36 protein-coding genes are annotated in these 22,323 nt (G+C 61.9%); all 36 read right to left on the reverse strand.

Going from position 1 to position 22,323, the window contains the following annotated elements:
- Positions 1 to 91: 91 nt before the first annotated feature.
- Entirely contained in the window at positions 92 to 367 is a 276-nt protein-coding gene (locus MJ639_RS17055; protein WP_243375414.1) for a GNAT family N-acetyltransferase, read from the reverse strand.
- A 77-nt stretch (positions 368 to 444) separates the two neighbouring features.
- The gene (locus MJ639_RS17060) at positions 445 to 1,032 is read right to left on the reverse strand and encodes a GNAT family N-acetyltransferase (protein ID WP_243375417.1); all 588 of its coding nucleotides are present in this window, start codon (positions 1,030 to 1,032) and stop codon (positions 445 to 447) included.
- Positions 1,033 to 1,152: 120 nt separating this feature from the next.
- Positions 1,153 to 1,614 (reverse strand): hypothetical protein, encoded by a 462-nt coding sequence (locus MJ639_RS17065; protein ID WP_243375420.1) that lies wholly within the window; start codon positions 1,612 to 1,614, stop codon positions 1,153 to 1,155.
- Between the two features lie 116 nt (positions 1,615 to 1,730).
- On the reverse strand, positions 1,731 to 3,023 hold the full coding sequence (locus tag MJ639_RS17070; RefSeq protein WP_243375422.1) for an RluA family pseudouridine synthase: 1,293 nt from the start codon (positions 3,021 to 3,023) through the stop codon (positions 1,731 to 1,733).
- A 43-nt stretch (positions 3,024 to 3,066) separates the two neighbouring features.
- On the reverse strand, positions 3,067 to 3,453 hold the full coding sequence (gene crcB / locus MJ639_RS17075) for a fluoride efflux transporter CrcB (protein WP_243375424.1): 387 nt from the start codon (positions 3,451 to 3,453) through the stop codon (positions 3,067 to 3,069).
- A gap of 2 nt (positions 3,454 to 3,455) precedes the next feature.
- Positions 3,456 to 4,778, reverse strand: a complete 1,323-nt coding sequence (locus MJ639_RS17080) for a replication-associated recombination protein A (protein WP_243375426.1) — start codon at positions 4,776 to 4,778, stop codon at positions 3,456 to 3,458.
- Positions 4,779 to 4,782: 4 nt separating this feature from the next.
- Complete coding sequence (locus tag MJ639_RS17085; RefSeq protein ID WP_243375428.1) at positions 4,783 to 5,220, reverse strand: GNAT family N-acetyltransferase; 438 nt, start codon at positions 5,218 to 5,220, stop codon at positions 4,783 to 4,785.
- A complete protein-coding gene (locus tag MJ639_RS17090) occupies positions 5,217 to 6,623 on the reverse strand; it encodes a Do family serine endopeptidase (RefSeq protein WP_243375431.1) in 1,407 nt (468 codons plus the stop codon). Before MJ639_RS17090 ends, MJ639_RS17085 begins: the two co-directional genes overlap by 4 nt.
- Positions 6,624 to 6,774: 151 nt before the next feature.
- Complete coding sequence (gene rplQ, locus MJ639_RS17095) at positions 6,775 to 7,197, reverse strand: 50S ribosomal protein L17 (RefSeq protein WP_243375433.1); 423 nt, start codon at positions 7,195 to 7,197, stop codon at positions 6,775 to 6,777.
- Between the two features lie 121 nt (positions 7,198 to 7,318).
- Positions 7,319 to 8,341, reverse strand: coding sequence for a DNA-directed RNA polymerase subunit alpha (locus tag MJ639_RS17100; protein WP_423790817.1), 1,023 nt, complete (start codon positions 8,339 to 8,341; stop codon positions 7,319 to 7,321).
- 92 nt (positions 8,342 to 8,433) lie between these two features.
- Entirely contained in the window at positions 8,434 to 8,823 is a 390-nt protein-coding gene (rpsK, locus tag MJ639_RS17105) for a 30S ribosomal protein S11 (protein ID WP_091136316.1), read from the reverse strand.
- A gap of 79 nt (positions 8,824 to 8,902) precedes the next feature.
- On the reverse strand, positions 8,903 to 9,271 hold the full coding sequence (gene rpsM / locus MJ639_RS17110; protein ID WP_243375440.1) for a 30S ribosomal protein S13: 369 nt from the start codon (positions 9,269 to 9,271) through the stop codon (positions 8,903 to 8,905).
- A gap of 502 nt (positions 9,272 to 9,773) precedes the next feature.
- Positions 9,774 to 10,355, reverse strand: a complete 582-nt coding sequence (locus MJ639_RS17115; protein WP_243375442.1) for an adenylate kinase — start codon at positions 10,353 to 10,355, stop codon at positions 9,774 to 9,776.
- Positions 10,356 to 10,413: 58 nt separating this feature from the next.
- Positions 10,414 to 11,751: a preprotein translocase subunit SecY gene (gene secY, locus MJ639_RS17120; RefSeq protein WP_243375446.1), complete on the reverse strand. Its 1,338-nt coding sequence runs from the start codon at positions 11,749 to 11,751 to the stop codon at positions 10,414 to 10,416.
- 201 nt (positions 11,752 to 11,952) lie between these two features.
- Positions 11,953 to 12,426, reverse strand: coding sequence for a 50S ribosomal protein L15 (rplO, locus tag MJ639_RS17125; RefSeq protein WP_243375449.1), 474 nt, complete (start codon positions 12,424 to 12,426; stop codon positions 11,953 to 11,955).
- An 11-nt stretch (positions 12,427 to 12,437) separates the two neighbouring features.
- Positions 12,438 to 12,644 (reverse strand): 50S ribosomal protein L30, encoded by a 207-nt coding sequence (gene rpmD, locus MJ639_RS17130; RefSeq protein WP_243375452.1) that lies wholly within the window; start codon positions 12,642 to 12,644, stop codon positions 12,438 to 12,440.
- A gap of 14 nt (positions 12,645 to 12,658) precedes the next feature.
- The gene (gene rpsE / locus MJ639_RS17135; RefSeq protein WP_116529231.1) at positions 12,659 to 13,228 is read right to left on the reverse strand and encodes a 30S ribosomal protein S5; all 570 of its coding nucleotides are present in this window, start codon (positions 13,226 to 13,228) and stop codon (positions 12,659 to 12,661) included.
- A 122-nt stretch (positions 13,229 to 13,350) separates the two neighbouring features.
- Positions 13,351 to 13,713, reverse strand: coding sequence for a 50S ribosomal protein L18 (gene rplR / locus MJ639_RS17140; RefSeq protein ID WP_027317119.1), 363 nt, complete (start codon positions 13,711 to 13,713; stop codon positions 13,351 to 13,353).
- Positions 13,714 to 13,725: 12 nt separating this feature from the next.
- Positions 13,726 to 14,259 (reverse strand): 50S ribosomal protein L6, encoded by a 534-nt coding sequence (gene rplF / locus MJ639_RS17145; protein WP_243375455.1) that lies wholly within the window; start codon positions 14,257 to 14,259, stop codon positions 13,726 to 13,728.
- A gap of 37 nt (positions 14,260 to 14,296) precedes the next feature.
- Positions 14,297 to 14,692, reverse strand: coding sequence for a 30S ribosomal protein S8 (gene rpsH / locus MJ639_RS17150; RefSeq protein ID WP_091136345.1), 396 nt, complete (start codon positions 14,690 to 14,692; stop codon positions 14,297 to 14,299).
- Between the two features lie 15 nt (positions 14,693 to 14,707).
- On the reverse strand, positions 14,708 to 15,013 hold the full coding sequence (gene rpsN / locus MJ639_RS17155) for a 30S ribosomal protein S14 (protein ID WP_243375459.1): 306 nt from the start codon (positions 15,011 to 15,013) through the stop codon (positions 14,708 to 14,710).
- Between the two features lie 38 nt (positions 15,014 to 15,051).
- Positions 15,052 to 15,612: a 50S ribosomal protein L5 gene (gene rplE / locus MJ639_RS17160; protein WP_243375461.1), complete on the reverse strand. Its 561-nt coding sequence runs from the start codon at positions 15,610 to 15,612 to the stop codon at positions 15,052 to 15,054.
- Positions 15,605 to 15,922 carry a 50S ribosomal protein L24 gene (rplX, locus tag MJ639_RS17165; RefSeq protein WP_243375463.1) on the reverse strand — a complete coding sequence of 106 codons (318 nt, stop codon included), beginning with the start codon at positions 15,920 to 15,922 and terminating at the stop codon, positions 15,605 to 15,607. The genes rplE and rplX overlap by 8 nt, the downstream gene beginning before the upstream one ends.
- Positions 15,922 to 16,290 (reverse strand): 50S ribosomal protein L14, encoded by a 369-nt coding sequence (gene rplN, locus MJ639_RS17170; protein ID WP_009764309.1) that lies wholly within the window; start codon positions 16,288 to 16,290, stop codon positions 15,922 to 15,924. The genes rplX and rplN overlap by 1 nt, the downstream gene beginning before the upstream one ends.
- Before the next feature lie 165 nt (positions 16,291 to 16,455).
- The gene (gene rpsQ, locus MJ639_RS17175) at positions 16,456 to 16,695 is read right to left on the reverse strand and encodes a 30S ribosomal protein S17 (RefSeq protein ID WP_243375466.1); all 240 of its coding nucleotides are present in this window, start codon (positions 16,693 to 16,695) and stop codon (positions 16,456 to 16,458) included.
- A gap of 12 nt (positions 16,696 to 16,707) precedes the next feature.
- Positions 16,708 to 16,920 carry a 50S ribosomal protein L29 gene (gene rpmC, locus MJ639_RS17180; RefSeq protein WP_027317111.1) on the reverse strand — a complete coding sequence of 71 codons (213 nt, stop codon included), beginning with the start codon at positions 16,918 to 16,920 and terminating at the stop codon, positions 16,708 to 16,710.
- A 12-nt stretch (positions 16,921 to 16,932) separates the two neighbouring features.
- The gene (gene rplP / locus MJ639_RS17185) at positions 16,933 to 17,346 is read right to left on the reverse strand and encodes a 50S ribosomal protein L16 (RefSeq protein ID WP_009764306.1); all 414 of its coding nucleotides are present in this window, start codon (positions 17,344 to 17,346) and stop codon (positions 16,933 to 16,935) included.
- A 24-nt stretch (positions 17,347 to 17,370) separates the two neighbouring features.
- The gene (gene rpsC, locus MJ639_RS17190) at positions 17,371 to 18,075 is read right to left on the reverse strand and encodes a 30S ribosomal protein S3 (RefSeq protein WP_243375468.1); all 705 of its coding nucleotides are present in this window, start codon (positions 18,073 to 18,075) and stop codon (positions 17,371 to 17,373) included.
- A gap of 11 nt (positions 18,076 to 18,086) precedes the next feature.
- Positions 18,087 to 18,467 (reverse strand): 50S ribosomal protein L22, encoded by a 381-nt coding sequence (rplV, locus tag MJ639_RS17195; protein ID WP_091136373.1) that lies wholly within the window; start codon positions 18,465 to 18,467, stop codon positions 18,087 to 18,089.
- Between the two features lies 1 nt (position 18,468).
- Positions 18,469 to 18,747: a 30S ribosomal protein S19 gene (gene rpsS / locus MJ639_RS17200; RefSeq protein WP_036358350.1), complete on the reverse strand. Its 279-nt coding sequence runs from the start codon at positions 18,745 to 18,747 to the stop codon at positions 18,469 to 18,471.
- A gap of 15 nt (positions 18,748 to 18,762) precedes the next feature.
- Positions 18,763 to 19,599, reverse strand: coding sequence for a 50S ribosomal protein L2 (gene rplB / locus MJ639_RS17205; protein ID WP_243375470.1), 837 nt, complete (start codon positions 19,597 to 19,599; stop codon positions 18,763 to 18,765).
- A 20-nt stretch (positions 19,600 to 19,619) separates the two neighbouring features.
- Positions 19,620 to 19,916 carry a 50S ribosomal protein L23 gene (locus MJ639_RS17210; RefSeq protein ID WP_047186989.1) on the reverse strand — a complete coding sequence of 99 codons (297 nt, stop codon included), beginning with the start codon at positions 19,914 to 19,916 and terminating at the stop codon, positions 19,620 to 19,622.
- The gene (gene rplD, locus MJ639_RS17215; protein WP_243375472.1) at positions 19,913 to 20,533 is read right to left on the reverse strand and encodes a 50S ribosomal protein L4; all 621 of its coding nucleotides are present in this window, start codon (positions 20,531 to 20,533) and stop codon (positions 19,913 to 19,915) included. The genes MJ639_RS17210 and rplD overlap by 4 nt, the downstream gene beginning before the upstream one ends.
- Entirely contained in the window at positions 20,533 to 21,261 is a 729-nt protein-coding gene (gene rplC / locus MJ639_RS17220) for a 50S ribosomal protein L3 (protein WP_243375476.1), read from the reverse strand. The genes rplD and rplC overlap by 1 nt, the downstream gene beginning before the upstream one ends.
- 47 nt (positions 21,262 to 21,308) lie before the next feature.
- Positions 21,309 to 21,617 carry a 30S ribosomal protein S10 gene (gene rpsJ, locus MJ639_RS17225; RefSeq protein ID WP_009764298.1) on the reverse strand — a complete coding sequence of 103 codons (309 nt, stop codon included), beginning with the start codon at positions 21,615 to 21,617 and terminating at the stop codon, positions 21,309 to 21,311.
- Between the two features lie 68 nt (positions 21,618 to 21,685).
- Positions 21,686 to 22,323, reverse strand: a 638-nt coding sequence (locus MJ639_RS17230) for an EF-Tu C-terminal domain-related protein (RefSeq protein ID WP_243375479.1), incomplete at its 5' end; no start/stop codon positions are given.

Below are 22,323 nucleotides of genomic sequence, written 5' to 3' on the forward strand. Positions count from 1 at the left end.
CGTTTCTTGTCGATGAAGTTCGACCTGTAGTCGTTTTTGACGCAGTCCGCAGTACGGCGAAAAGGCACACCCAGGATGAAGGGGGCGAAAGTCAGTTCAGAAGGTCACGATAATCCTTGTGCCGACGCAGCCAGGTGTAAGCGTAGCCGCAGAGCGGCGTGATCATGCGCCCTTCGGCGCGGGCGATCTCAGCCACGCCCCGCATCAGCTCGTCAGCGGCCCCTGTGCCGCGCAAGGGAATCGCCGCTTCCACATGGCGGATAACGAGATCTTCTCCTCGGCGTTCATAAGTGGCGAAAGCCAGATGTCCGTTACGCTCAAGCTCGAAACGGTGACCGGCTGCATTGTCACGCACGACGCTGCCCATGCTCGAACTCCTTTCTTAGGCTGGAGAGACAACGTTACGCTGAATGGAGCGTTCCGCCAAACAGCCAAGCTCAACAACTATGCGGAAAGCCGCTGCTCCAAGCGCGCCTTCACCGCGGGCCATTCATCGCTGAGGATGCTGTAGACGGCTGTGTCACGGATATGTCCGTCGGGCATGATCATGTGGCGGCGCAGGATGCCGTCGAGCTTGGCGCCAAGGCGCTCGATGGCGGCGCGGGACTGGTCGTTCTGCGAATGGGTGCGGATCTCGACCGCGTTGCAGCCTAACACCTCGAAGGCATGCCGGAGCATGAGAAACTTCGCATGAGTGTTCACAAAAGTCCGCTGCCAGGATTTCGCGATCCAGGTCGTGCCGATCTCCACCCGGTGATTGAGCGCGTCGATGTTCATGAATCGTGTCGAGCCGACAACCTGATTGCCGTCCTTCACCACGGTCGCGAAGGGAAGCGCAAGGCCCGCCGCCTGAAGTTCGAGCGCCTTTCGCACGTAGTCCTCGAACCCCTCCGGGCGCGGAACCGTGGTGGTCTTCTTCTCCCATTGATTGCCGTCGCTGGAGGCCACGCCCAAGGCAGGCACGTCATCGAGGCTTAAGGGGCGGAGAATGAGCCTGTCGGTTGCGAGAGTTACGGGCTCGATATGGAGCATGGATCAAGGCCTTTGCACTGCTGCTCCATTCTTCATGGTCGAGCTTGAGGCCACAGTCAAACAGCACCGACCGGGGAATGGTGCCCATCCCCGGCCGTCGGAATCAATCGGCTTTTTCTCTCAGCCCAACAGATAGACGACTGCAGGCAAGCCCACCGCCAGCCCGGCCAGAGCCCACGCGCCGATTGCCTGCTGCCAGGCCACGTCGCCGGTCACATTGCGCAGGCGGCGCGCGAAGGCTCCGGATTCCGCCATATGGCCGCTGAGGCATGAGCATAGGGCGTAATGCGCCTGTCCATCGGAGAGCCCGAAATAGCGCATGGCATCGCCGAGCCGGTCGCTTGCAAGCCCGTCCGCCCGCAGGACGGGGTCCTGATAGGCAACCGTCAGCGGGGAATTGTCTTCCCGCACCAGCGCCCGTTCCACTGGCGGCTTGTATTCGATTTCACCAAGGGAATTGAGACGCCGTTCCGGCTCACGCTCGAGAAGGCTGATCCAACGATCCAGCCGCTCCTGCCGCGACAGGGGCTTCGGCTGAACGTCGGCGACGCTACGGAGATAGTCGAGATCTTTGTGTTCCATCGATCCCCTCCTTGCCGATGTCCTGGGCATCCGAATGGATGTCCAAGATAAGACATGCTGCACTGTGCGGACGGCGAAAGTGCGACAAGAAGGCTTTGAGGAATGAAAGCGCCGGGTTACTCCTCCGGCGCCTCGACGATGGGATCGTACTGGCTCGTATCGAAGCCCAGAAGATTGAAGCTCTGCTGCATGTGCGGCGGCAGCGGCGCCGTCACGTCGATGGGCTTACCCGTGCGCGGATGCGCGATCACGATGCGTCGGGCGAGCAGATGGAGCTTGTTCTGGATGCCGCCCGGCAATTCCCAGTTCTCGATGTCGAAATACTTGGGATCCCCGACGATGGGGTGGCCGATATGCGCCGTGTGCGCGCGCAGCTGGTGCGTGCGGCCGGTGACAGGCTTCAGCGACAACCAAGCGAGCTTGTGCGCCGCCGTGTCGATGATGGCGTAATAGGTGAGCGCGTGGCTCGCGCCTTCATCGCCGTGGCGCGCGACCCTCATACGGGAATCGCCCTCGTCGCCTTCCTTGGCGAGATAGGTGGACACCCTGCCCTGCCGCACGCGCGGCACGCCGGCCACCAGCGCCCAATAGATCTTGCGCGTGGTGCGGGCGCGGAACGACTTCGCCATGGTGGACGCAGCAAAGCGCGTCTTGGCGATGACCAGACAGCCTGCCGTGTCCTTGTCGAGACGATGCACGAGGCGCGGCTTCTGCCCATCGGCATCCGTCATGCATTCGAGCAGGCCATCCACGTGGCGCTTGGTGCCCGAACCGCCCTGCACCGCAAGCCCCATGGGCTTGTTGATGATGAGAACGTCCTTGTCCTCGTAGAGCGTGATCGACTTCAGGAAATCGAGATCGCTCTGGTCCTTCGCGGCATTGCGCGAAACCGGACGTGGCTGGTCGAGCTTCAGCGGCGGAATGCGCACCTTCTGTCCGGCGGTGAGCCGCTCATTGGGCTGCGCCCGCTTGCCATCGACGCGCAGCTCGCCTTTGCGGACGATACGCTGAATATGGGTGAAGGCGAGCTGCGGGAATCGCGCGACCAGGAAACGGTCGACTCGCATATCCGCCTCATCGGGCTCGACCACGAGGGTCTGCACGCCTGTCGCCAGAACCTCCTGCGCAGCGGCTTTAGCCTGAGCGCGCGTGGGCTTGTTCGGAGCCGGGGAAGCAACAGGCCGTGCCTGCACCCTCTCTACCGGCCGCTCACGCTTCTCCGCCGGACGGGCGCGGCTGGGAGCCTTTGCAGGGGCCTTTGATGTCGCCTTGCCTGCAGCCTTGGCGGCACCCTGCTTGGCAGCCCTGCCGCCACGGGCGGGCTTGTCCTCGCGAGAGCGAAAACCCTGCCGAGCACCGGAGCGCCCGCCGCCGCGAGCCCCATTCTGTCCTGAACCATTCTTTCTCATGCGATGTGGGTATCAGAGCGCCGCCTTTGCGGCAATCGAGGTCTTAAGCGGCGATACTCCGCATAAGCGCCAAGCCAGCGACGAGGCCGGCAACGGAAAGGACGACGGAGCCAGCCACATAGCCCAGCGCCAGCCCAAGGTCACCTCTCTCCCACAGCAGCACGGCATCGAGCGAGAAGGCCGAGAAGGTGGTGAAGCCGCCCAAAATGCCGGTAGTCAGGAAAAGCCGCAGAGGCTGGCTCCATCCCTCGCCTGCCTTGAAGGCCAGCCATCCGGCGAGCACCCCCATGATGAAGGAACCCACCACATTCACCGTCAGCGTGCCATAGGGGAAGGCTGTGCCGCAGTAACGCGCGCAGCCGACATTCACTCCGTGGCGCACCGCACCGCCGATTCCGGCTCCGAGAAAGACGAGGAGATAGGCCTGCATGGTTATTCCTGCTCGTCCTCGCCATTCCGCTCGCGACGCAGCTTCTCCCACCAATCGAGCCGCTTCTTCACCTCGCGCTCGAAGCCCCGATCGACAGGATCGTAAAAATATTGCCGACCCAGCTTCTCCGGCCAGTAATCCTGACCCGAGAACGCATCCGGCTCATCGTGATCGTAGCGATAGTTGTCGCCGTACCCGATCTTCTTCATGAGCTTGGTGGGCGCATTGAGGATCGTGCGCGGGGGCATCAGCGAGCCGTGCTCCTTGGCCACCCTGGTCGCTGCTTTGTAGGCGGTATAGAGCGCGTTCGATTTCGGCGCAGTGGCGAGATAGACCGTCGCCTGTGCCAGCGCGAGTTCTCCTTCGGGCGAGCCGAGGAAATCGAAGGCATCCTTCGCCGCGTTGGCGATCACGAGCGCCTGCGGATCGGCAAGGCCGATATCCTCCACCGCCATGCGCACGAGGCGGCGGGCGATGAAAAGGCGGTCTTCGCCCGCATCGAGCATCCGTGTGAGATAGTACAGTGCCGCATCCGGGTCCGAACCACGGACGGTTTTGTGGAGCGCGGAGATGAGGTTGTAATGCCCCTCCTGCCCCTTGTCGTAGATCGGCGCGCGGCGCTGGATGATTTCCTGCAGTTGCTCCGCGTTGAAGACTTCATCAGGCTTGGCCGAACGCCAGACTTCCTCCGCCAGGGTCAGAACGGCGCGCCCATCGCCATCGGCCATGCGCACGAGGGAGGCGCGGGCTTCCTCATCAAGCGGCAGCTCTTTGCCGGTGATCTCCTCGGCACGTGCGAGGATCTTCGCGATGGCGTCCTCGTCGAGCGACTTGAACAGAAGCACGCGGGCGCGGGACAGAAGTGCCGCATTCAATTCGAAGGAAGGATTTTCGGTGGTCGCCCCCACCAGCGTAATCGTGCCGTCTTCCATGACGGGCAGGAAGGCATCAAGCTGCGCGCGGTTGAAGCGATGGATCTCGTCCACGAAGAGCAATGTGCCCTTGCCCGTTGACCGGCGATGCCGGGCGGTCTCGAACACCTTCTTCAGGTCTGCGACGCCGGAGAAGATCGCGGAGATCTGGTCGAAATGCAGCTCCGTCTCGTTGGCGAGCAGCCGCGCGACAGTGGTCTTGCCGGTGCCGGGCGGTCCCCAGAAGATCAGGGAGCCGAGGGACTTCGAGGCGATGAGCCGGGTCAGAATGCCATCGGGCCCGACGAGATGATCCTGGCCGACCACCTCGGACAGCTTTTGAGGCCGCATTCTATCGGCCAGTGGCCTGGGCGCGTTCTGGTCGAGACCGGCGGATGAAAACAGGTCGCTCATGACCTTAAGAACTTAGGCGTGCATAGACGTCCTGGTCCAGCCGCTGCATGAGCCTTTCAGGGTTATCCAGCGGGGAAAAGCCGTACTGCGCGTAAAGCCCATGGGCGTCCCGCGTCGCCAGCATCCAGCGGCGCAGATCCTGAAGCTCGGGGTGTTCCATGATCGCGCTGATTAGTGCCTTTCCCGCCCCCTGCCCACGCGTAGTCGGGCAGATGAAGACGTCGCAGAGATAGGCGAAAGTCGCCTTGTCCGTCACCACACGGGCAAAGCCGCGCAGCTCGCCCGCAGCATCGCGCAACGCAAAGCACAGGGAATTCGCCACGGAGCGCTCAAAGATCGAGCGCGGTAGGCTTTTTGCCCAATAGCTATCTTCGGCGATCCAGCGATAGGCTTTCTCAAGCTCGGCAGGCGAGAGAGAGTTCGAGATCGTCCAGCCACTCATCGTCCGAGCACCGTGGTGAAGACGCGGCCGTTGCGGTTGACGGTGATTTCCCAATAGCCGCCCGCGCGCTCAATGAAGCGCTCGGCATCCTTCGTGGAGGACAGCCGCTCGCCGTTGATGGCCACGATCAGATCTCCCTTCTCGAAACCGACGCTCGCGGCAACGCTGCGTCCTTCCAGATCGGCGATGACGACGCCCTCGTCCGCCACCTCGATCTGCAGCTCGTCCGCTACCGACGGCGAGATGTTGACCAGGGTCGCGCCAGCAAACGGCGTGCGTGCACGCCCTTTCAAAGGATCGCGCGACGGCGTTTCCGGCGGCGGGGCGAGCCTGACTTGAAGCGTGTTCTGCTTGCCACCGCGCAGCACGGTCAGCGGCGCCTGGCCCTGCGTGCCCTTGAGCGTGAAGCGATAACCGAAGGAATCCGGATTATCGACGGGCTGACCATCCACGGAGAGGATCACGTCACCCCGCTTCAGGCCCGCCTCGGCGGCAGGGCCCTTCTCGTAGACGGAGGTGACGAGAACGCCCGTCGGCCGCTCTAGCCCAAGACCCGTGGCAATATCGCCGTCCACCGGCTGGAGACGCGCACCGAGCCAGGGGCGCACCACATTGCGGGCGCCGCCCTTGGCGGAATTGAGCACCACGAGCACCATGCTGGACGGAACCGCAAAGCCGATGCCGATGCTGCCGCCGGAGCGGGAATAGATCGCCGTGTTGATGCCGACGAGCTGCCCCTTCATGTCGATGAGCGCACCGCCCGAATTGCCGGGATTGATGGCAGCATCCGTCTGGATGAAGAACTGGTAATCGGAGATGCCGACCTGAGTACGCGCCAGGGCAGATACGATACCCTGCGTGACCGTCTGGCCGACGCCGAAGGGGTTGCCGATGGCGAGCACGATGTCGCCGACCTGGAGGGCCTCGGAATCGCCGATCTCGACGGTCTGGAGGTTAGTGGCCCCCTTCAGCTTCAGGACGGCGATATCCGTACGGGAATCGCGCAGCAGAATATCCGCCTCGAATTCCCGCCTGTCGGCCAGAGCCACCTTCACCTCGTTCATGTTCTCGATGACGTGGTTGTTGGTGATCACCAGGCCCGACGGATCGACGATTACGCCCGAACCGAGAGAGCTCTGGGAGCGTCCGCGCGGAACGCCAGGAGCATCATCGCCGAAGAAGCGGCGGAAATACTCCTCCATGGCCGTGTTCTGCCGCCGCTCGGCGCGGCTGGCATAGACGTTCACTACCGCCCCCGAGGTCTGACGCACGATGGGAGCGAAGGAGAGCTGAACCTGGGCCTTGGTCTCAGGCACCACCCGCTGGGTCTGCGCCGTCGCGCCTCCTACGCCGAGAGCCAGAGCAGCAGCGATGATGGACAAGCGGAGCGGAGAAATGCGCATGGTGGCGAATCCCTTTTTATTACGACAACACCGATAGAACGCGGGGACTTAAACACCAAGTTCCGACGCCATTTATCTGGTGCGTCAACCCACAAGCAAAAAGGGCGGCCCGAAGGACCGCCCTTGATGAAGTCTGAAAGGACCAGACCGATTACTCGGCGGCCTCGATGATCTCGACCTTCTGGGTCGGACCCGAATCCTGGCCGCGGGCATCGACGTCGCGATCGACGAACTCGATCACGGCCAGCGGGGCGTTGTCGCCATAGCGGAAGCCGGCCTTCAGAACGCGGGTGTAGCCGCCGTTGCGGTCCTTGTAGCGAGCGCCCAGGACGTCGAACAGCTTCTTCACCATCGCCTCGTCGCGGAGCTTCGACATGGCCTGACGGCGGGCGTGCAGATCACCGCGCTTGCCCAGCGTGATGAGCTTCTCGACGACCGGACGGAGGTCCTTGGCCTTCGGGAGGGTGGTGACAATCTGCTCGTGCTTGATCAGCGCAGCCGCCATGTTGGCGAACATTGCTTTGCGGTGCTCGGTCGTACGGTTGAAACGACGACCACGGAAACCGTGACGCATTGGCTCTCTCCTTGATCTAGCGGCCGCCGTGCCAAGGTACGGCCGTCTCTCTTATGATCCTGTCGTTTTGACAGGGGCAGATTTGAAGCCGCCTCTCGAAAGAAAGGCGGCTTCAAGAAACTTAGTAGTGCTCTTCGAAGCGCTTCGCTAGGTCTTCGATGTTCTCCGGCGGCCAGCCCGGCACGTCCATGCCGAGGTGCAGGCCCATGCCAGCGAGAACTTCCTTGATCTCGTTAAGCGACTTGCGGCCGAAGTTCGGGGTGCGGAGCATTTCCGCCTCGGACTTCTGGATGAGGTCGCCGATATAGACGATGTTGTCGTTCTTCAGGCAGTTTGCCGAACGGACCGACAGCTCGAGCTCGTCGACCTTCTTGAGGAGCGCCGGGTTGAACGGCAGCTGCGGAGCAGCGGCAGCGGTCTCTTCCTTGCGGGGTTCTTCGAAGTTGACGAAGACCTGGAGCTGATCCTGCAGGATGCGGGCGGCATAGGCCACGGCATCTTCAGGGGTCACGGCGCCGTTCGTTTCAACCGTCATGATGAGCTTGTCGTAGTCGAGAATCTGGCCCTCGCGGGTGTTCTCGATGCGATACGACACCTTCTTCACCGGGCTGTAGAGCGAGTCGACCGGGATCATGCCGATCGGAGCGTCTTCAGCGCGGTTGCGCTCGGAGGGAACGTAGCCCTTGCCGGTATCGACCGTGAACTCCATGCGGATCTCGGCGCCCTCGTCGAGGGTGCAGAGAACGAGCTCGGGGTTCAGGATCTGAACGTCGCCGACCGTGTTGATGTCGCCAGCAGTGACGGCGCCGGGGCCGGTCTTGCGAAGCGTCATGCGCTTCGGACCTTCGCCCTGCATCTTGATGGCGATGGCCTTCACGTTCAGGACGATGTCCGTCACGTCCTCGCGGACGCCCGGGATCGACGAGAACTCGTGCAGCACGCCATCGATATGGATCGACGTCACAGCGGCGCCCTGGAGCGACGACAGGAGAACGCGACGCAGGGAGTTGCCGAGCGTCGTGCCGAAACCACGCTCGAGCGGCTCAGCCACGACCGTCGCAATGCGCTTCGGATCGTCGCCGGGGGAGACTTCGAGCTTGTTCGGCTTAATCAGCTCTTGCCAGTTCTTTTGGATCACAACCACACCTCTTGAGGTACCGCTCGACGGGCGGCGTCAAAGCCGGCCCTAAACCGGAATGCGCGCGGGCCGTGGCCCACGCGCAGGATGATCTTGAATTAGACGCGACGACGCTTGCGCGGACGGCAACCGTTGTGCGGGATCGGCGTCACGTCACGGATCGAGGTGACCGTGAAGCCTGCCGACTGGAGGGCGCGCAGAGCCGACTCACGGCCGGAGCCGGGACCGGACACCTCGACCTCGAGGGTGCGCATGCCGTGCTCGGCAGCCTTGCGGGCAGCGTCTTCAGCAGCAACCTGAGCGGCGTACGGGGTCGACTTACGCGAGCCCTTGAAGCCCATCGCGCCAGCCGAGGACCACGAGATCGTGTTGCCCTGAGCGTCGGTGATGGTGATCATGGTGTTGTTGAACGAGGCGTTCACATGCGCCACGCCGGAGACGATGTTCTTACGTTCGCGGCGGCGGACGCGGGTCGCTTCTTTTGCCATTCTACTGGTCCTTCAAACGCGCCCGTCATGCCAGGCGCTCGGGAGAAAGGGCCACCCGGAATGGGTGGCCGATGAATTCTTACTTCTTCTTGCCGGCGATCGGCTTCGCCTTGCCCTTGCGGGTACGGGCGTTCGTGTGCGTGCGCTGGCCACGGGTGGGCAGGCTGCGACGGTGACGAAGACCGCGGTAGGCGGCGAGATCCATGAGGCGCTTGATGTTCATGGACACTTCGCGACGCAGGTCACCTTCCACGATGTAGTCGCGGTCGATGGTCTCGCGGATGGCCAGAACTTCGGCGTCGGTCAGCTGGTTCACGCGGCGGTCGGCCGGGATGTTGACCTTCTCGATGATCTCCTGAGCCTTCTTGGGCCCAATGCCGTGGATGTACTGAAGCGCGATCACAACGCGCTTGGCGGTCGGAATGTTGACGCCTGCTATACGAGCCATCGTCCGTCTCCATGTGGTGAAGCCTGGGCTTCAGGTGATGTTTATCGCGCGTCCGGTGGAGGCCGGCCCCTGCGCGGGCTTATTGCGAACACAACAAGCCAGAGAGGTTTCTCACGAAACCCTCCGGATATGCAGGTTCTTGTGCAAGAGGCATGGCCCTAACGGGTTTTAACCCAGGCGTCAAGCCCCTTGCCTATTAAAGCCCTTGAAGAGTTCTCCAAGAGCCATCCTACGAAATACAACAGTATCAGAGTGGGAGGCATCAATAGGAGATAGGCCTCGATCCACCCTAACCTCATGAGGAATGGCAAGAACCCTAGCTCAGCTAAAGCAGCCAGTTGCAAGGCTATTGGAAGCTGAAGAAAGACGAAGGATCCCTTTGGGTCACCTTCAGCTGATAGGGACATCCAAACAAGCCAAGCGCTGATGGCAAGATAAAGCCCCGCTAGAACAAGACCCAGTATACTGGGATGCCTAATCCAAGCCTTCACCACCCTGCCCTTCAGCGGCCCAGGATTTCCTTGACCGCTACAGTCACGTCGTCGATCGGCTCCATGCCGTCGACTGTCTTCAGCATGCCCTTGCCCTGATAATAGGCGGAGAGCGGCGCCGTCTGGGTTCGATAGGCATCGAGACGGGTTTTGAAGACTTCAGGATTGTCGTCCTTGCGGACCTGCTCGCCACGGGCCTCGGTTTCCTTCGCCCGCTTCACGATACGCTCCACGAGGGCATTCTCGTCCACCTTGAACTCGACGACGGCGTCGAGCTTGAGGCCCTTCTCGGCCAGCATGGAATCGAATGCCTCGGCTTGGGCGACGGTCCGGGGGAAGCCATCGAGAATGAAGCCCTTCTTGGCGTCGGCCTCTTCGATCCGGTCGGCGATGATGCCCACGACAATATCGTCGGACACCAGATCGCCCCGGTCCATGACGGCCTTGGCCTTGAGGCCCACCGGCGTACCGGCAGCCACCGCTGCGCGGAGCATATCGCCGGTCGACAGCTGGGGAATTCCCAAGCGCTCGACCAGACGCACAGCCTGAGTCCCCTTACCGGCCCCAGGCGGCCCCAGCAGGATGATCCTCATAGACGTTCCCCTCACATTTTTGAGGCTTCCCGCATTGCCCTGCGGGAAGCCCATTTCTTTACCGCCGGCGTGCGCCCTTGAGCTTCGCCTTCTTGACGAGCCCCTCGTACTGGTGAGCCAGCAGATGGCCATGCACCTGAGCAACCGTGTCCATGGTAACAGACACGACGATCAGAAGCGAAGTGCCGCCAAAGTAGAATGGCAGGGCCGCGTACGAGACCAGAAGCTCCGGAATCAAGCAGATGATGACGAGGTAAGCTGCACCGAGAACGGTGATGCGAGTCAACACCTGATCGATGAAGTCAGCCGTCCGCTCACCGGGGCGGATGCCCGGAATAAAGCCGCCCTGCTTCTTCAGGTTGTCCGCCGTCTCCGTCGGATTGAACACGATGGCCGTGTAGAAGAAGGCAAAGAATACGATCAGGGCCGCATAGAGGAACATGTAGGCCGGACGTCCATGGCCGAGATAGGCCGTGAGCGTGGCGATGATACCCGTGCCGTCCGTGCCGGTCTGGAAGCTGGCGATGGTGGCCGGCAGCAGGAGCAGCGAAGAGGCGAAGATCGGCGGAATCACGCCCGAGGTGTTGAGCTTGAGCGGCAGGAACGAGGTCTGGCCCTCGTACATGCGGTTGCCGACCTGGCGCTTCGGATAGTTGATGAGCAGGCGGCGCTGGGCGCGCTCCATGAACACCACGAAGTAGATGATGGCGACTGCCATCACGATCACGCCGAGGATGAGGCCCGTGGAGATCGCGCCCTGACGGCCGAGCTCGAGGGTGCCGGCGATGGCCGTCGGCAGGTTGGCCACGATGCCGGCGAAAATGATCAGCGACGTGCCGTTACCGATGCCGCGCGAGGTGATCTGCTCACCGAGCCACATCAGGAACATGGTGCCGCCGGTCAGCGTGATGACTGTAGAGATCAGGAAGAACGGCCCCGGCGACAGAACGATATTGCCGGAGCTCTGCAGACCGACAGCAATGCCCCAAGACTGGAAGAGGGCCAGGAACACCGTGAGGTAACGGGTGTACTGGTTCAGGATCTTGCGACCCGCCTCGCCTTCCTTCTTCAACGCCTCGAGGGAAGGCAGAACGGAGGTGAGGAGCTGAACGATGATCGATGCCGAGATATAGGGCATGATGTTCAGGGCAAAGATCGCCATGCGCTCGACGGCGCCGCCGGAGAACATGTTGAACAGGCCCAACACGCCGCCGCTGGCGTTCTGAAAGCTCTGAGCGAGTGCCTCCGGATTGATGCCGGGAAGCGGAATATAGGTGCCGAGACGATAGACGATGAGCGCACCGAGGGTGAACCAAATGCGCTTCTTCAATTCCTCGGCTTTGGCGATCGAACCGAAATTGATGTTTGCGGCGAGTTGCTCGGCTGCTGAAGCCATTTTTCGTCCCCGAATACCGAAAGCATGATCGGACTGAAAGGACCGGTGTCCGCCCGGATCATGCAAACCTGAAAGGCTTGAGCTTGATCGTGCTTCCAGGAAGCGCAGTCAAACTGAAAAGTGAAGTCACTCACATACAAACGGCGGCCACGCGATCAGACGCGGGCCGCCGCTTGGATCTAGATTAATGTGGGCTCAGGCTCACGCCTGTGCAACGGCGCCCAGGAGGGTCACCGAGCCGCCCGCCTTCTCGATCGCCTGGACGGCCGACTTGGACGCGCCATGGACCTGGAAGGACAGCTTGGCCTTCAGCTCGCCGACGCCGAGGATCTTCACGCCGTCGCGCGGCTTGGAGACCACACCGGCGGCAACCAGCGACTCGATGGTCACGGTTGCAGCCTTGTCGAGCTTGCCGGCCTCGATGGCCTGCTGGATGCGGCCGACATTGACCTCGTTGAGATCAATGGCGTTCGGCTTGTTGAAGCCGCGCTTCGGCAGACGACGGTGCAGAGGCATCTGACCGCCTTCGAAGCCCTTGATCGACACGCCGGTACGGGACTTCTGTCCCTTCACGCCGCGTCCACCGGTCTTGCCCTTGCCGGAGCCGATACCACGGCCCACGCGCATGCGGTTCTTGGTAGAACCTTCGTTATCGCGAATTTCGTTCAGTTTCATGATCGCTCTCCTCACTGCCCGTCGACAACGCGCACGAGGTGCTTGACCTTCTCGATCATGCCGCGCACGGACGGCGTGTCTTCGAGGGTCGAGGTGCGATGAAGCTTGTTGAGCTTGAGGCCAATCAGCGTCTGGCGCTGTTTGCCCTCGCGGCGGATCGGCGAACCGACCTGCTCAACGGTGATGGTTGCTTTTGCAGCAGCAGGCTTCTTTGCCATTGTCGAAGCCTCCCTTACGCGTCAGCGCCGGCGTCGGCGGACGCATCGGCGTCACGGCGACGAGCCTGCAGCGTCGAGACCTTCAGGCCACGGCGAGCAGCCACGGAGCGCGGGCTGTCCTCGTTCTTGAGCGCGTCGAAAGTCGCGCGAACGAGGTTGTAGGGGTTCGACGAGCCGAGCGACTTCGACACGACGTCCTGCATGCCGACTGCCTCGAAGACAGCGCGCATCGGACCGCCGGCGATGATGCCAGTACCCTGGGGAGCTGCACGCAGCACGACCTTGCCGGCGCCATGGCGGCCGTTCACGTCGTGGTGCAGGGTGCGACCTTCGCGGAGGGACACGCGGATCATCGAGCGCTTCGCAGCGTCGGTGGCCTTGCGGATCGCTTCCGGAACCTCACGGGCCTTGCCGTGACCGAAGCCGACGCGGCCCTTCTGGTCGCCGACGACGACGAGAGCAGCGAAGCCGAAACGACGGCCGCCCTTCACGACTTTGGCAACGCGGTTGATGTGGACCAGGCGATCCACGAATTCGCTGTCACGCTCTTCGCGATCAGCACGTTCTCTGGGTTCTCTTGCCATGAGACCTCTCACTTGCGCGGGCGGCGGGCCCGCTCGCTAAGGGGTTTTTACGATACCCGCCGTAAAGCACGATCAGGGCGGGAGGTAAACCACTCCCCGCCCCGTTCATGAATGTCTTAAAATTAGAAGTCCAGACCGCCTTCACGGGCTGCGTCGGCGAGAGCCTTGACGCGGCCGTGATAGAGGTAGCCCGAGCGATCGAAGATCACCTGCTTCACGCCAGCCTTGGCTGCGCGCTCGGCGACGAGCTTGCCCACTTCCTTTGCGGCCTCAACGGTCGCGCCGGTCTTGAGCTTGCCCTTCAGGTCCTTCTCGATCGTCGATGCCGAAGCGACGGTCACGCCGCGCACGTCATCGATAACCTGGGCATAGATCTGCTTAGACGAACGGAACACCGACAAACGCGGGCGTCCATTCGCAGCCTTCCGGATCGCACGGCGCACACGGGCCTTGCGGCGATCTTCAGCGCCTTTCTTCTCAGCCATGATACGTCGTCCTTACTTCTTCTTGCCTTCCTTGCGGAAGATGAATTCGCCGGCATACTTGACGCCCTTGCCCTTGTAGGGCTCCGGACCGCGATATTCGCGGATCTCGGCGGCGACCTGGCCGACCTTCTGCTTGTCGATGCCGCTGACGACGACTTCCGTCGGCTTGGGCGTCACAATCGTGATGCCGGCCGGGATTTCGTAGTCGATGTCGTGGCTGTAGCCCAGCGACAGCTTCAGCACCTTGCCAGCGACAGCGGCCTTGTAGCCGACACCGTTGATCTCGAGGCGCTTCTCGAAGCCGTTGGCGACGCCCTGCACCAGGTTTGCAACCTGAGCGCGGGAGAGGCCCCACTTGGCACGGGCCACCTTGGACAGGTCGCGCGGGGTGACCGTCACGGCGCCGTCTTCAAGCTTTACCGACACTTCTTCGGGAACGAGGAACGAGAGTTCGCCCTTCGAGCCCTTCATCTTAACCATCTGACCGTCAACGGTCGCCGTCACACCCGACGGAACCGGAACCGGCTTTTTGCCTACTCGTGACATTTTCGAATCTCCGTGGTTCTGTGCTGGTGCTTAGGCCTTAGAAGACCTTGCAGAGCACTTCGCCGCCCACGTTCTTCTCACGGGCCTCATGGTCGGCCATCACGCCCTGGGGCGTCGAGAGAATGGTGATGCCCAGGCCGTCAGCCACGCGAGGCATGGCGTCGACGGAAGCATACACGCGGCGGCCCGGCTTGGAGACGCGCTCGATGGAGCGGATCACCGGCTGACCGTCATAGTACTTCAGCTCGATCGAAAACTCGGTACGGCCATTGCCGAACTCGGTCTGCGAATAGTCGCGGATGTAGCCTTCGCTCTTGAGAACTTCGAGAACGCGGGCACGCAGCTTCGAGCCAGGGGTGGAAACAGTGCCGCGACGGCGCATCTGCGCGTTGCGGATACGGGTGAGCATATCGCCCAACGGATCGTTGATCATATGATGCCCTCCCTCTTACCAGCTGGACTTCACGAGGCCCGGAATCAGGCCTTTGTTGCCGAGCTCGCGCAGAGCGATACGCGACATGCCGAGCTTGCGGTAATACGCACGCGGACGGCCCGTGATCTCGCAACGGTTGCGGATGCGGGACTTGTTCGAGTTGCGCGGCAGCTCAGCCAACTTGAGGCGCGCTTCGAAGCGCTCCTCCATGGACTTCGACTCGTCGTTAGCGACCGCCAGGAGGCGCTCGCGACGGCCCGCGAACTTCTTCACGAGCTTGCGACGGCGATTGTTCTTCTCAATAGCGCTTTTCTTAGCCATTTTTTATCTCCAGTGTCCGCGTCTGAGGACAGCTATCCTCACTGCCGGAACGGGAAGTTGAAGTGACGCAGCAGAGCACGGGCTTCGTCGTCGGTCTTGGCCGTCGTCGTGATGATGACGTCCATACCCCAAACCTGCTCAACCTTGTCGTAGTTGATCTCAGGGAACACCAAGTGCTCCTTGATGCCCATCGCGTAGTTGCCACGGCCGTCGAACGACTTGGGATTCAGGCCCCGGAAGTCGCGGACGCGGGGAAGCGCGATGGTGACGAGACGATCGAGGAACTCGTACATACGCACCTTGCGGAGCGTAACCTTTGCACCGATCGGCATGTTCTCGCGGACCTTGAACTGCGAGATAGCCTTACGGGCCTTCGTGATCACCGGCTTCTGACCGGCGATAAGCGCGAGGTCGGCAGCGGCGACGGAGGCCTTCTTGGAATCGGCGGTCGACTCGCCAACGCCCATGTTGAGCACGATCTTCTCGATCTGCGGCACTTCCATGGGGTTCTTGTAGCCGAACTCTTCGATGAGCTTCGGACGCACCACTTCTTCGTAGTGCTTCTTCAGCCGCGGGGTGTAGATGTCAGCCTTAGCCATCGATCAGGTCTCCCGAACGCTTGGCGAAGCGGACCTTGCGGCCGTCTTCGAGAACTTTGAAACCAACCCGGGTCGGCTTGCCGTCCTTCGGGTCTGCATAGGCCAGGTTCGACAGGTGGATGGCGGCTTCCTTGGTGATGATGCCGCTTTCCTGGGTCGCCGTCTGGCGCTGGTGGCGCTTCACGAGGTTCACGCCACGGACAACCGCGCGCTCTTCCTTCGGGAGCACCTGTACGACTTCACCGGTCTTGCCCTTGTCGCGACCGGTCAGGACGACGACCTTGTCGCCCTTCTTGATCTTCGCGGCCATTAGAGCACCTCCGGCGCAAGCGAAATGATTTTCATGTGGTTCTTGGCACGCAGTTCACGCGGAACGGGGCCGAAGATACGGGTGCCGACCGGCTCTTTCTGATTGTTGATCAGAACGGCGGCATTACGGTCAAAACGGATGACCGAGCCGTCAGCGCGACGGATGTCCTTGGCGGTGCGCACGACGACCGCCTTCATGACGTCGCCCTTCTTCACGCGGCCGCGCGGAATAGCCTCTTTCACGGATACGACGATGATATCGCCCACGGAAGCGTACTTACGCTTCGAACCGCCGAGAACCTTGATGCACATCACGCGACGGGCGCCGGAGTTATCGGCGACGTCAAGATTCGTCTGCATCTGGATCATGGCTTTGATCCTTTCCTTTGTTTCAGACAGGTTTCCGGGCAAAAGGCACTATTGCCCCCCGGACTACGCCTGACGGGGGTCTGATGCCCCCTGCCCTTCAAATGTCGAGAGAGGCGGTCGTATACACGGACCGCCCCTTCTAGACAACCCCAAAAAGAAGGCTTTTTAAGCCTTCGCTTGGTCGACGAGCACCCAGGTCTTGAGTTTGGAGAGCGGCTTGGTCTCTTCGATGAAGACCGTGTCACCCACCTTGGCCTTATTGGCCTCATCATGAGCGTGGTAGTTTTTCGTCTTACGCACGGTCTTTTTCAGAACCGGGTGCGTGAAACGACGCTCCACTTTCACGACGACCGTCTTGTCCTGCTTATCGCTGACAACGACGCCCTGCAAAACGCGCTTCGGCATCTTGATTTCCTCTTAAGCCTTAGCCGCAGCGGCCTTCTGGCGCTGCAGTGTCTTGACGCGGGCGACGTCCCTGCGGACTTCACGGACGCGTCCGGTGTTCTCGAGCTGGCCCGTAGCGCGCTGGAAGCGGAGGTTGAACTGCTCCTTCTTCAGGTTCAGCAGCTCGTCCGACAGCTGATCGGCGGACATTGCCTTAAGGTCAGAGAATCTCTGCTTGGACTTCATGATTCTCTCTCCTTACTCGGCAATGCGCTGAATGAAGCGCGTCTTGATCGGGAGCTTGGCAGCGCCGAGACGAAGCGCCTCACGGGCGATATCCTCCGGCACGCCGTCGATCTCGAACATGATGCGGCCAGGCTTAACCTTGGCTGCCCAATATTCGGGAGCGCCCTTACCCTTACCCATACGCACTTCGGTCGGCTTCGTCGACACCGGCACGTCCGGGAAGATGCGGATCCACACCCGACCCGCGCGCTTCATGGCGCGGGTGATGGCGCGGCGAGCCGCCTCGATCTGACGAGCGTTGACACGCTCGGGTTCCATCGCCTTCAGGCCGAACTGGCCGAAGTTGAGGTCCGTACCACCCTTCGCAGTGCCGGAAATACGGCCCTTGAACTGCTTACGGAACTTGGTTTTCTTCGGTTGCAACATGGCAAACCTCTCCTGACCTCTCCGTTACGCCGCGTTCTCGCGGCGGCCACCAGAGCGGCCTCCTTCGTCGTTCATCCGCTTGTCCTGGGCCATCGGATCGTGCTCAAGGATTTCGCCCTTGAAGATCCAAACCTTGATGCCGCAGGTGCCATAGGTGGTGTACGCGGTGGACACGCCGTAATCCACGTCAGCACGAAGCGTGTGAAGCGGAACGCGGCCCTCGCGGTACCATTCCAGGCGGGCGATTTCAGCGCCACCGAGACGGCCCGAGCAGTTGATACGGATGCCTTCGGCGCCCAGACGCATGGCCGACTGAACGGCACGCTTCATGGCACGGCGGAAAGCAACACGGCGCTCGAGCTGCTGAGCGATCGAGTCGGCCACCAGGGTCGCGTCGACTTCCGGCTTGCGGACTTCGACGATGTTGATGGCGACATCCGCGTCCGTCATCTTGGCGACGGTCTTGCGGAGCTTCTCGATGTCGGCACCCTTCTTGCCGATCACCACGCCCGGACGACCCGAGTGAATGGTGACGCGGCACTTCTTGTGCGGACGCTCGATCACGATCTTCGAAACGGCGGCCTGCTTCAGCTGCTTCATCAGAGCTTCGCGGATCGCCATGTCCTCGTGCATCAGCTTGGCATACTCGCCCTTGCCGGCGAACCAGCGCGAGTCCCAGGTCCGGTTGATGCCGAGCCGAAGACCGATCGGGTTAATTTTCTGACCCATCTGGTTCTCCTTTATGCCTGTTCGGCAACTTCCCGAACCACGATCGTGAGGTTCGAGAAGGGCTTTTCGATGCGAGCACCGCGACCGCGGGCCCGGGCGTGGAAGCGCTTCATGACGAGCGCCTTGCCGACGAATGCCTGGCTGACGACGAGATCGTCCACATCGAGGTTGTGGTTGTTCTCGGCGTTGGCGATGGCGCTCTCGAGGCACTTCTTCACATCGCGGGCGATGCGCTTACGGGAGAACTCGAGATCGGCGAGAGCAGCAGAAACCTTCTTGCCGCGGATCAAGCCCGCAACGAGATTGAGCTTCTGGGGGCTGACGCGCAGCATGCGAGCGACGGCTTGAGCCTCGTTATCGCTGAGCGCGCGAGGAGTTGCGGCCTTACCCATCTTACTTCCTCTTCGCCTTCTTGTCCGCCGCGTGGCCATGGAAAGTGCGGGTCGGCGAGAACTCGCCGAACTTGTGACCCACCATTTCCTCGCTCACGGAGACGGGAATGTGCTTCTGACCGTTGTAGACCCCGAACGTGAGGCCCACGAACTGCGGGAGGATCGTGGAGCGACGGCTCCAGATCTTGATGACCTCGTTGCGGCCCGAAGAACGGGCAGCCTCGGCCTTCTTGAGGAGGTAACCGTCGACGAACGGGCCCTTCCAAAGCGAACGTGCCATGACGTGCCTCTATCCTTACTTCTTACGAGCGTGACGGCTCGACACAATAAACTTGTCGGTCCGCTTGTTCGAACGGGTTTTCTTACCCTTGGTGGGGACGCCCCACGGGGACACCGGATGGCGGCCACCGGAAGTACGACCTTCACCACCACCGTGCGGGTGGTCGATCGGGTTCATGGAAACGCCGCGGTTATGCGGACGCTTGCCAAGCCAGCGGTTACGGCCGGCCTTGCCGATCGAGGTGTTCATGTGGTCCGGGTTCGACACCGCGCCGACAGTGGCGAAGCACTGGCCATGGACCATGCGCTGCTCGCCGGAGTTCAGGCGGATCGTCACGTAGCCCTGGTCACGACCCACGATCTGAGCGTAGGTACCGGCGGAGCGGGCGACAGCGCCACCCTTGCCGATCTTCAGCTCGACGTTGTGGATGATCGTGCCCACCGGCATGTTGCCGATCGGCATGGCGTTACCCGGCTTAATGTCGACCTGCTCGCCAGCCGACACCTGATCGCCGACAGCCAGACGCTGCGGGGCCAGGATGTAGGACTGCTCGCCGTCGGCATAGCGGATGAGCGCGATGAAGGCGGTGCGGTTCGGATCGTACTCGATCCGCTCCACGACAGCCACGTCGCCCATGCGGCCATGACGCTTGAAGTCGACCAGGCGCAGGGTGCGCTTGTGACCACCGCCACGGAAGCGGACAGTCACGCGACCCAGATTGTTACGGCCACCGGAGGAGCTCTTGCCCTCCGTCAGCTTCTTGACCGGCTTGCCCTTGTAGAGCTCGCTGCGGTCGACGATCACCAGCTGGCGCAGGCCGGGGGTGATTGGTTTGAACGTTTTCAAAGCCATCGGATCACTCTCTCAACCGATCAGAGGCCCGTCGTGACGTCGATGGTTTGGCCCTCTTCGAGGGTCACAACCGCCTTCTTCACGTCCGACCGCTGGCCGCGGGTGCCGCGGAACAACTTCACTTTGCCTTTGGTAACGAGCGTGTTGACGCTCTTCACCTTGACATCGAACAGCTTCTCAACCGCTTCCTTGATCTGCGGCTTCGTCGCATCCGGGCGCACCTTGAACACGACCTTATTCTGCTCGGAAAGAGCGGTCGCCTTCTCGGTGATGACCGGGCTTACGATCACATCGTAATGGCGCGGGTCCAGGCTCATTTGAAGCGCGCCTCCAGCGCATCGACAGCTGCCTTCGTGAGAACAAGCGTCTCGCGGCGCAGGATGTCATAGACGTTGATGCCCTGCACCGGCAGGACGTCGATGTTCGGGATGTTGCGAGCAGCCCGCTGGAAGTTCGTCTCGATCTCTGCGCCACCGATGATCAGGGCGTTGCCGAGGCCGAGCTTGCCGAAGCGCTCGACGAGAGCCTTCGTCTTGGGCTCGGAGAGCGTCGCATCGTCGAGAACGATGAGCGAGGCACCCTTGGCCTTGGACGACAGGGCGTGCTTCAGAGCGAGAGCGCGGACCTTCTTGGGCAGGTCGTGAGCATGGCTACGAACCTGCGGGCCGAAGGCACGACCGCCGCCCCGGAACTGGGGAGCGCTCGCAGCGCCGTGACGGGCGCTACCGGTGCCCTTCTGCTTGTAAACCTTCTTCCTCGTACGATCGACGAGCGAACGGTTCTTCACAGCGTGCGTACCGGCCTGGCGCTTTGCAAGCTGCCAGCGGACGCAACGGGCGAGCAGATCGGCGCGCGGCTCAAGACCGAAGATGGCCTCGTTCAGATCGACCGAACCGGACTTCTTGCCCTCGAGCGTGGTGATATCAAGCTTCATCACGCATTCTCCTCTTGGGCCTGCTCAGCCTTGGGGGCCGGTGCAGCGTCGTTGGCCGAGCGGAAGGAACCGGGCATCGGCACTTCCTTCGGCAGCTTCCGCTTCACCGCGTCGCGGACGAAGATCCAGCCGCCGGCAACGCCAGGAACGGCGCCTTCGACGAGGATCAGACCGCGCTCGACGTCGGTCGACACGACACGCAGGTTCTGCGTGGTGACGCGCTCGACACCCAGGTGACCAGGCATCTTCTTGTTCTTGAACGTCTTGCCCGGATCCTGGCGGCCACCGGTCGAACCGATCGAACGGTGGGAGACCGACACGCCGTGAGTGGCGCGAAGACCGCCGAAGTTCCAGCGCTTCATACCGCCCGCAAAGCCCTTACCGGTGGTGATGCCCGTGACGTCCACGAACTGACCGGCAATGAAGTGATCAGCGGTGATCTCGGCGCCAACCGGGATGACAGCATCCTCGGAGACGCGGAACTCCGCGAGCTTGCGCTTCGGCTCGACCTGAGCGACGGCGAAACGCCCGCGCTCGGCCTTCGAAACGTTCTTTACCTTGGCCTTGCCGACGCCGACCTGCAGCGCGGTGTAGCCGTTCTTTTCTTTGGTACGGTGGGCGACGACCTGGCAGTTGTCGACCTTCAGAACCGTGACCGGGACATGTTCACCGGCATCCGTGAAGATGCGGGTCATCCCTAGTTTCTGTGCAATGACGCCTGAGCGCATGTGCGTATCCTCTCGGCGTGTCTACCGAAAGCTCCAAGCCCAACGGCTTAGAGCTTGATTTCCACGTCCACACCAGCAGCAAGATCGAGCTTCATAAGAGCGTCAACCGTCTGCGGGGTGGGGTCCACGATATCGAGAACACGCTTATGAGTGCGCATCTCGAACTGCTCGCGCGACTTCTTGTCGATGTGCGGCGAGCGAAGCACCGTAAAGCGCTCGATGCGCGTCGGCAGCGGGATGGGCCCGCGAACCTGGGCGCCGGTCCGCTTCGCAGTCGACACGATTTCGCGTGTCGAAGCGTCGAGGATCCGGTGGTCGAACGCCTTAAGGCGAATACGAATGTTTTGACCGTTCATGGCTTATCCATTCAACAAGGGAAGCGGCCCGACCGAAGTCCGGCCGCTGTCCTTTGATCCTCTTTCAATTAATCCATCACGGCGGCGACGACGCCGGCGCCGACGGTACGACCGCCTTCACGGATAGCAAAGCGCAGCTTCTCTTCCATGGCGATCGGAGCGATCAGCTCCACTTCCATCGTGATGTTGTCGCCCGGCATCACCATCTCGGTGCCCTCGGGAAGCTTCACCACGCCCGTCACGTCGGTCGTGCGGAAGTAGAACTGCGGACGGTAGTTGCCGAAGAACGGCGTATGACGGCCGCCCTCTTCCTTCGTCAGGATGTACGCCTCGGCCTTGAACTTCGTGTGCGGCTTGATCGAGCCGGGCTTGCACAGCACCTGGCCGCGCTCCACGTCCTCGCGCTTCGTGCCGCGCAGCAGAACGCCCACGTTGTCGCCAGCCTGACCCTGATCGAGCAGCTTGCGGAACATCTCGACGCCCGTGACCGTCGTCTTCTGCGTGTCGCGCAGACCCACGATCTCCACTTCCTCGCCGACCTTCACGATGCCGCGCTCCACGCGACCCGTCACCACCGTGCCGCGGCCCGAGATCGAGAACACGTCTTCGATCGGCATCAGGAACGGCTGGTCAATCGGACGCTCCGGCTGCGGGATGTAGGCATCCACCGCTTCCATCAGCTTGAGAACCGCATCGCGGCCGATCT

It is taken from the genome of Microvirga solisilvae (assembly GCF_022808595.1).
Lineage (GTDB): Bacteria > Pseudomonadota > Alphaproteobacteria > Rhizobiales > Beijerinckiaceae > Microvirga > Microvirga solisilvae.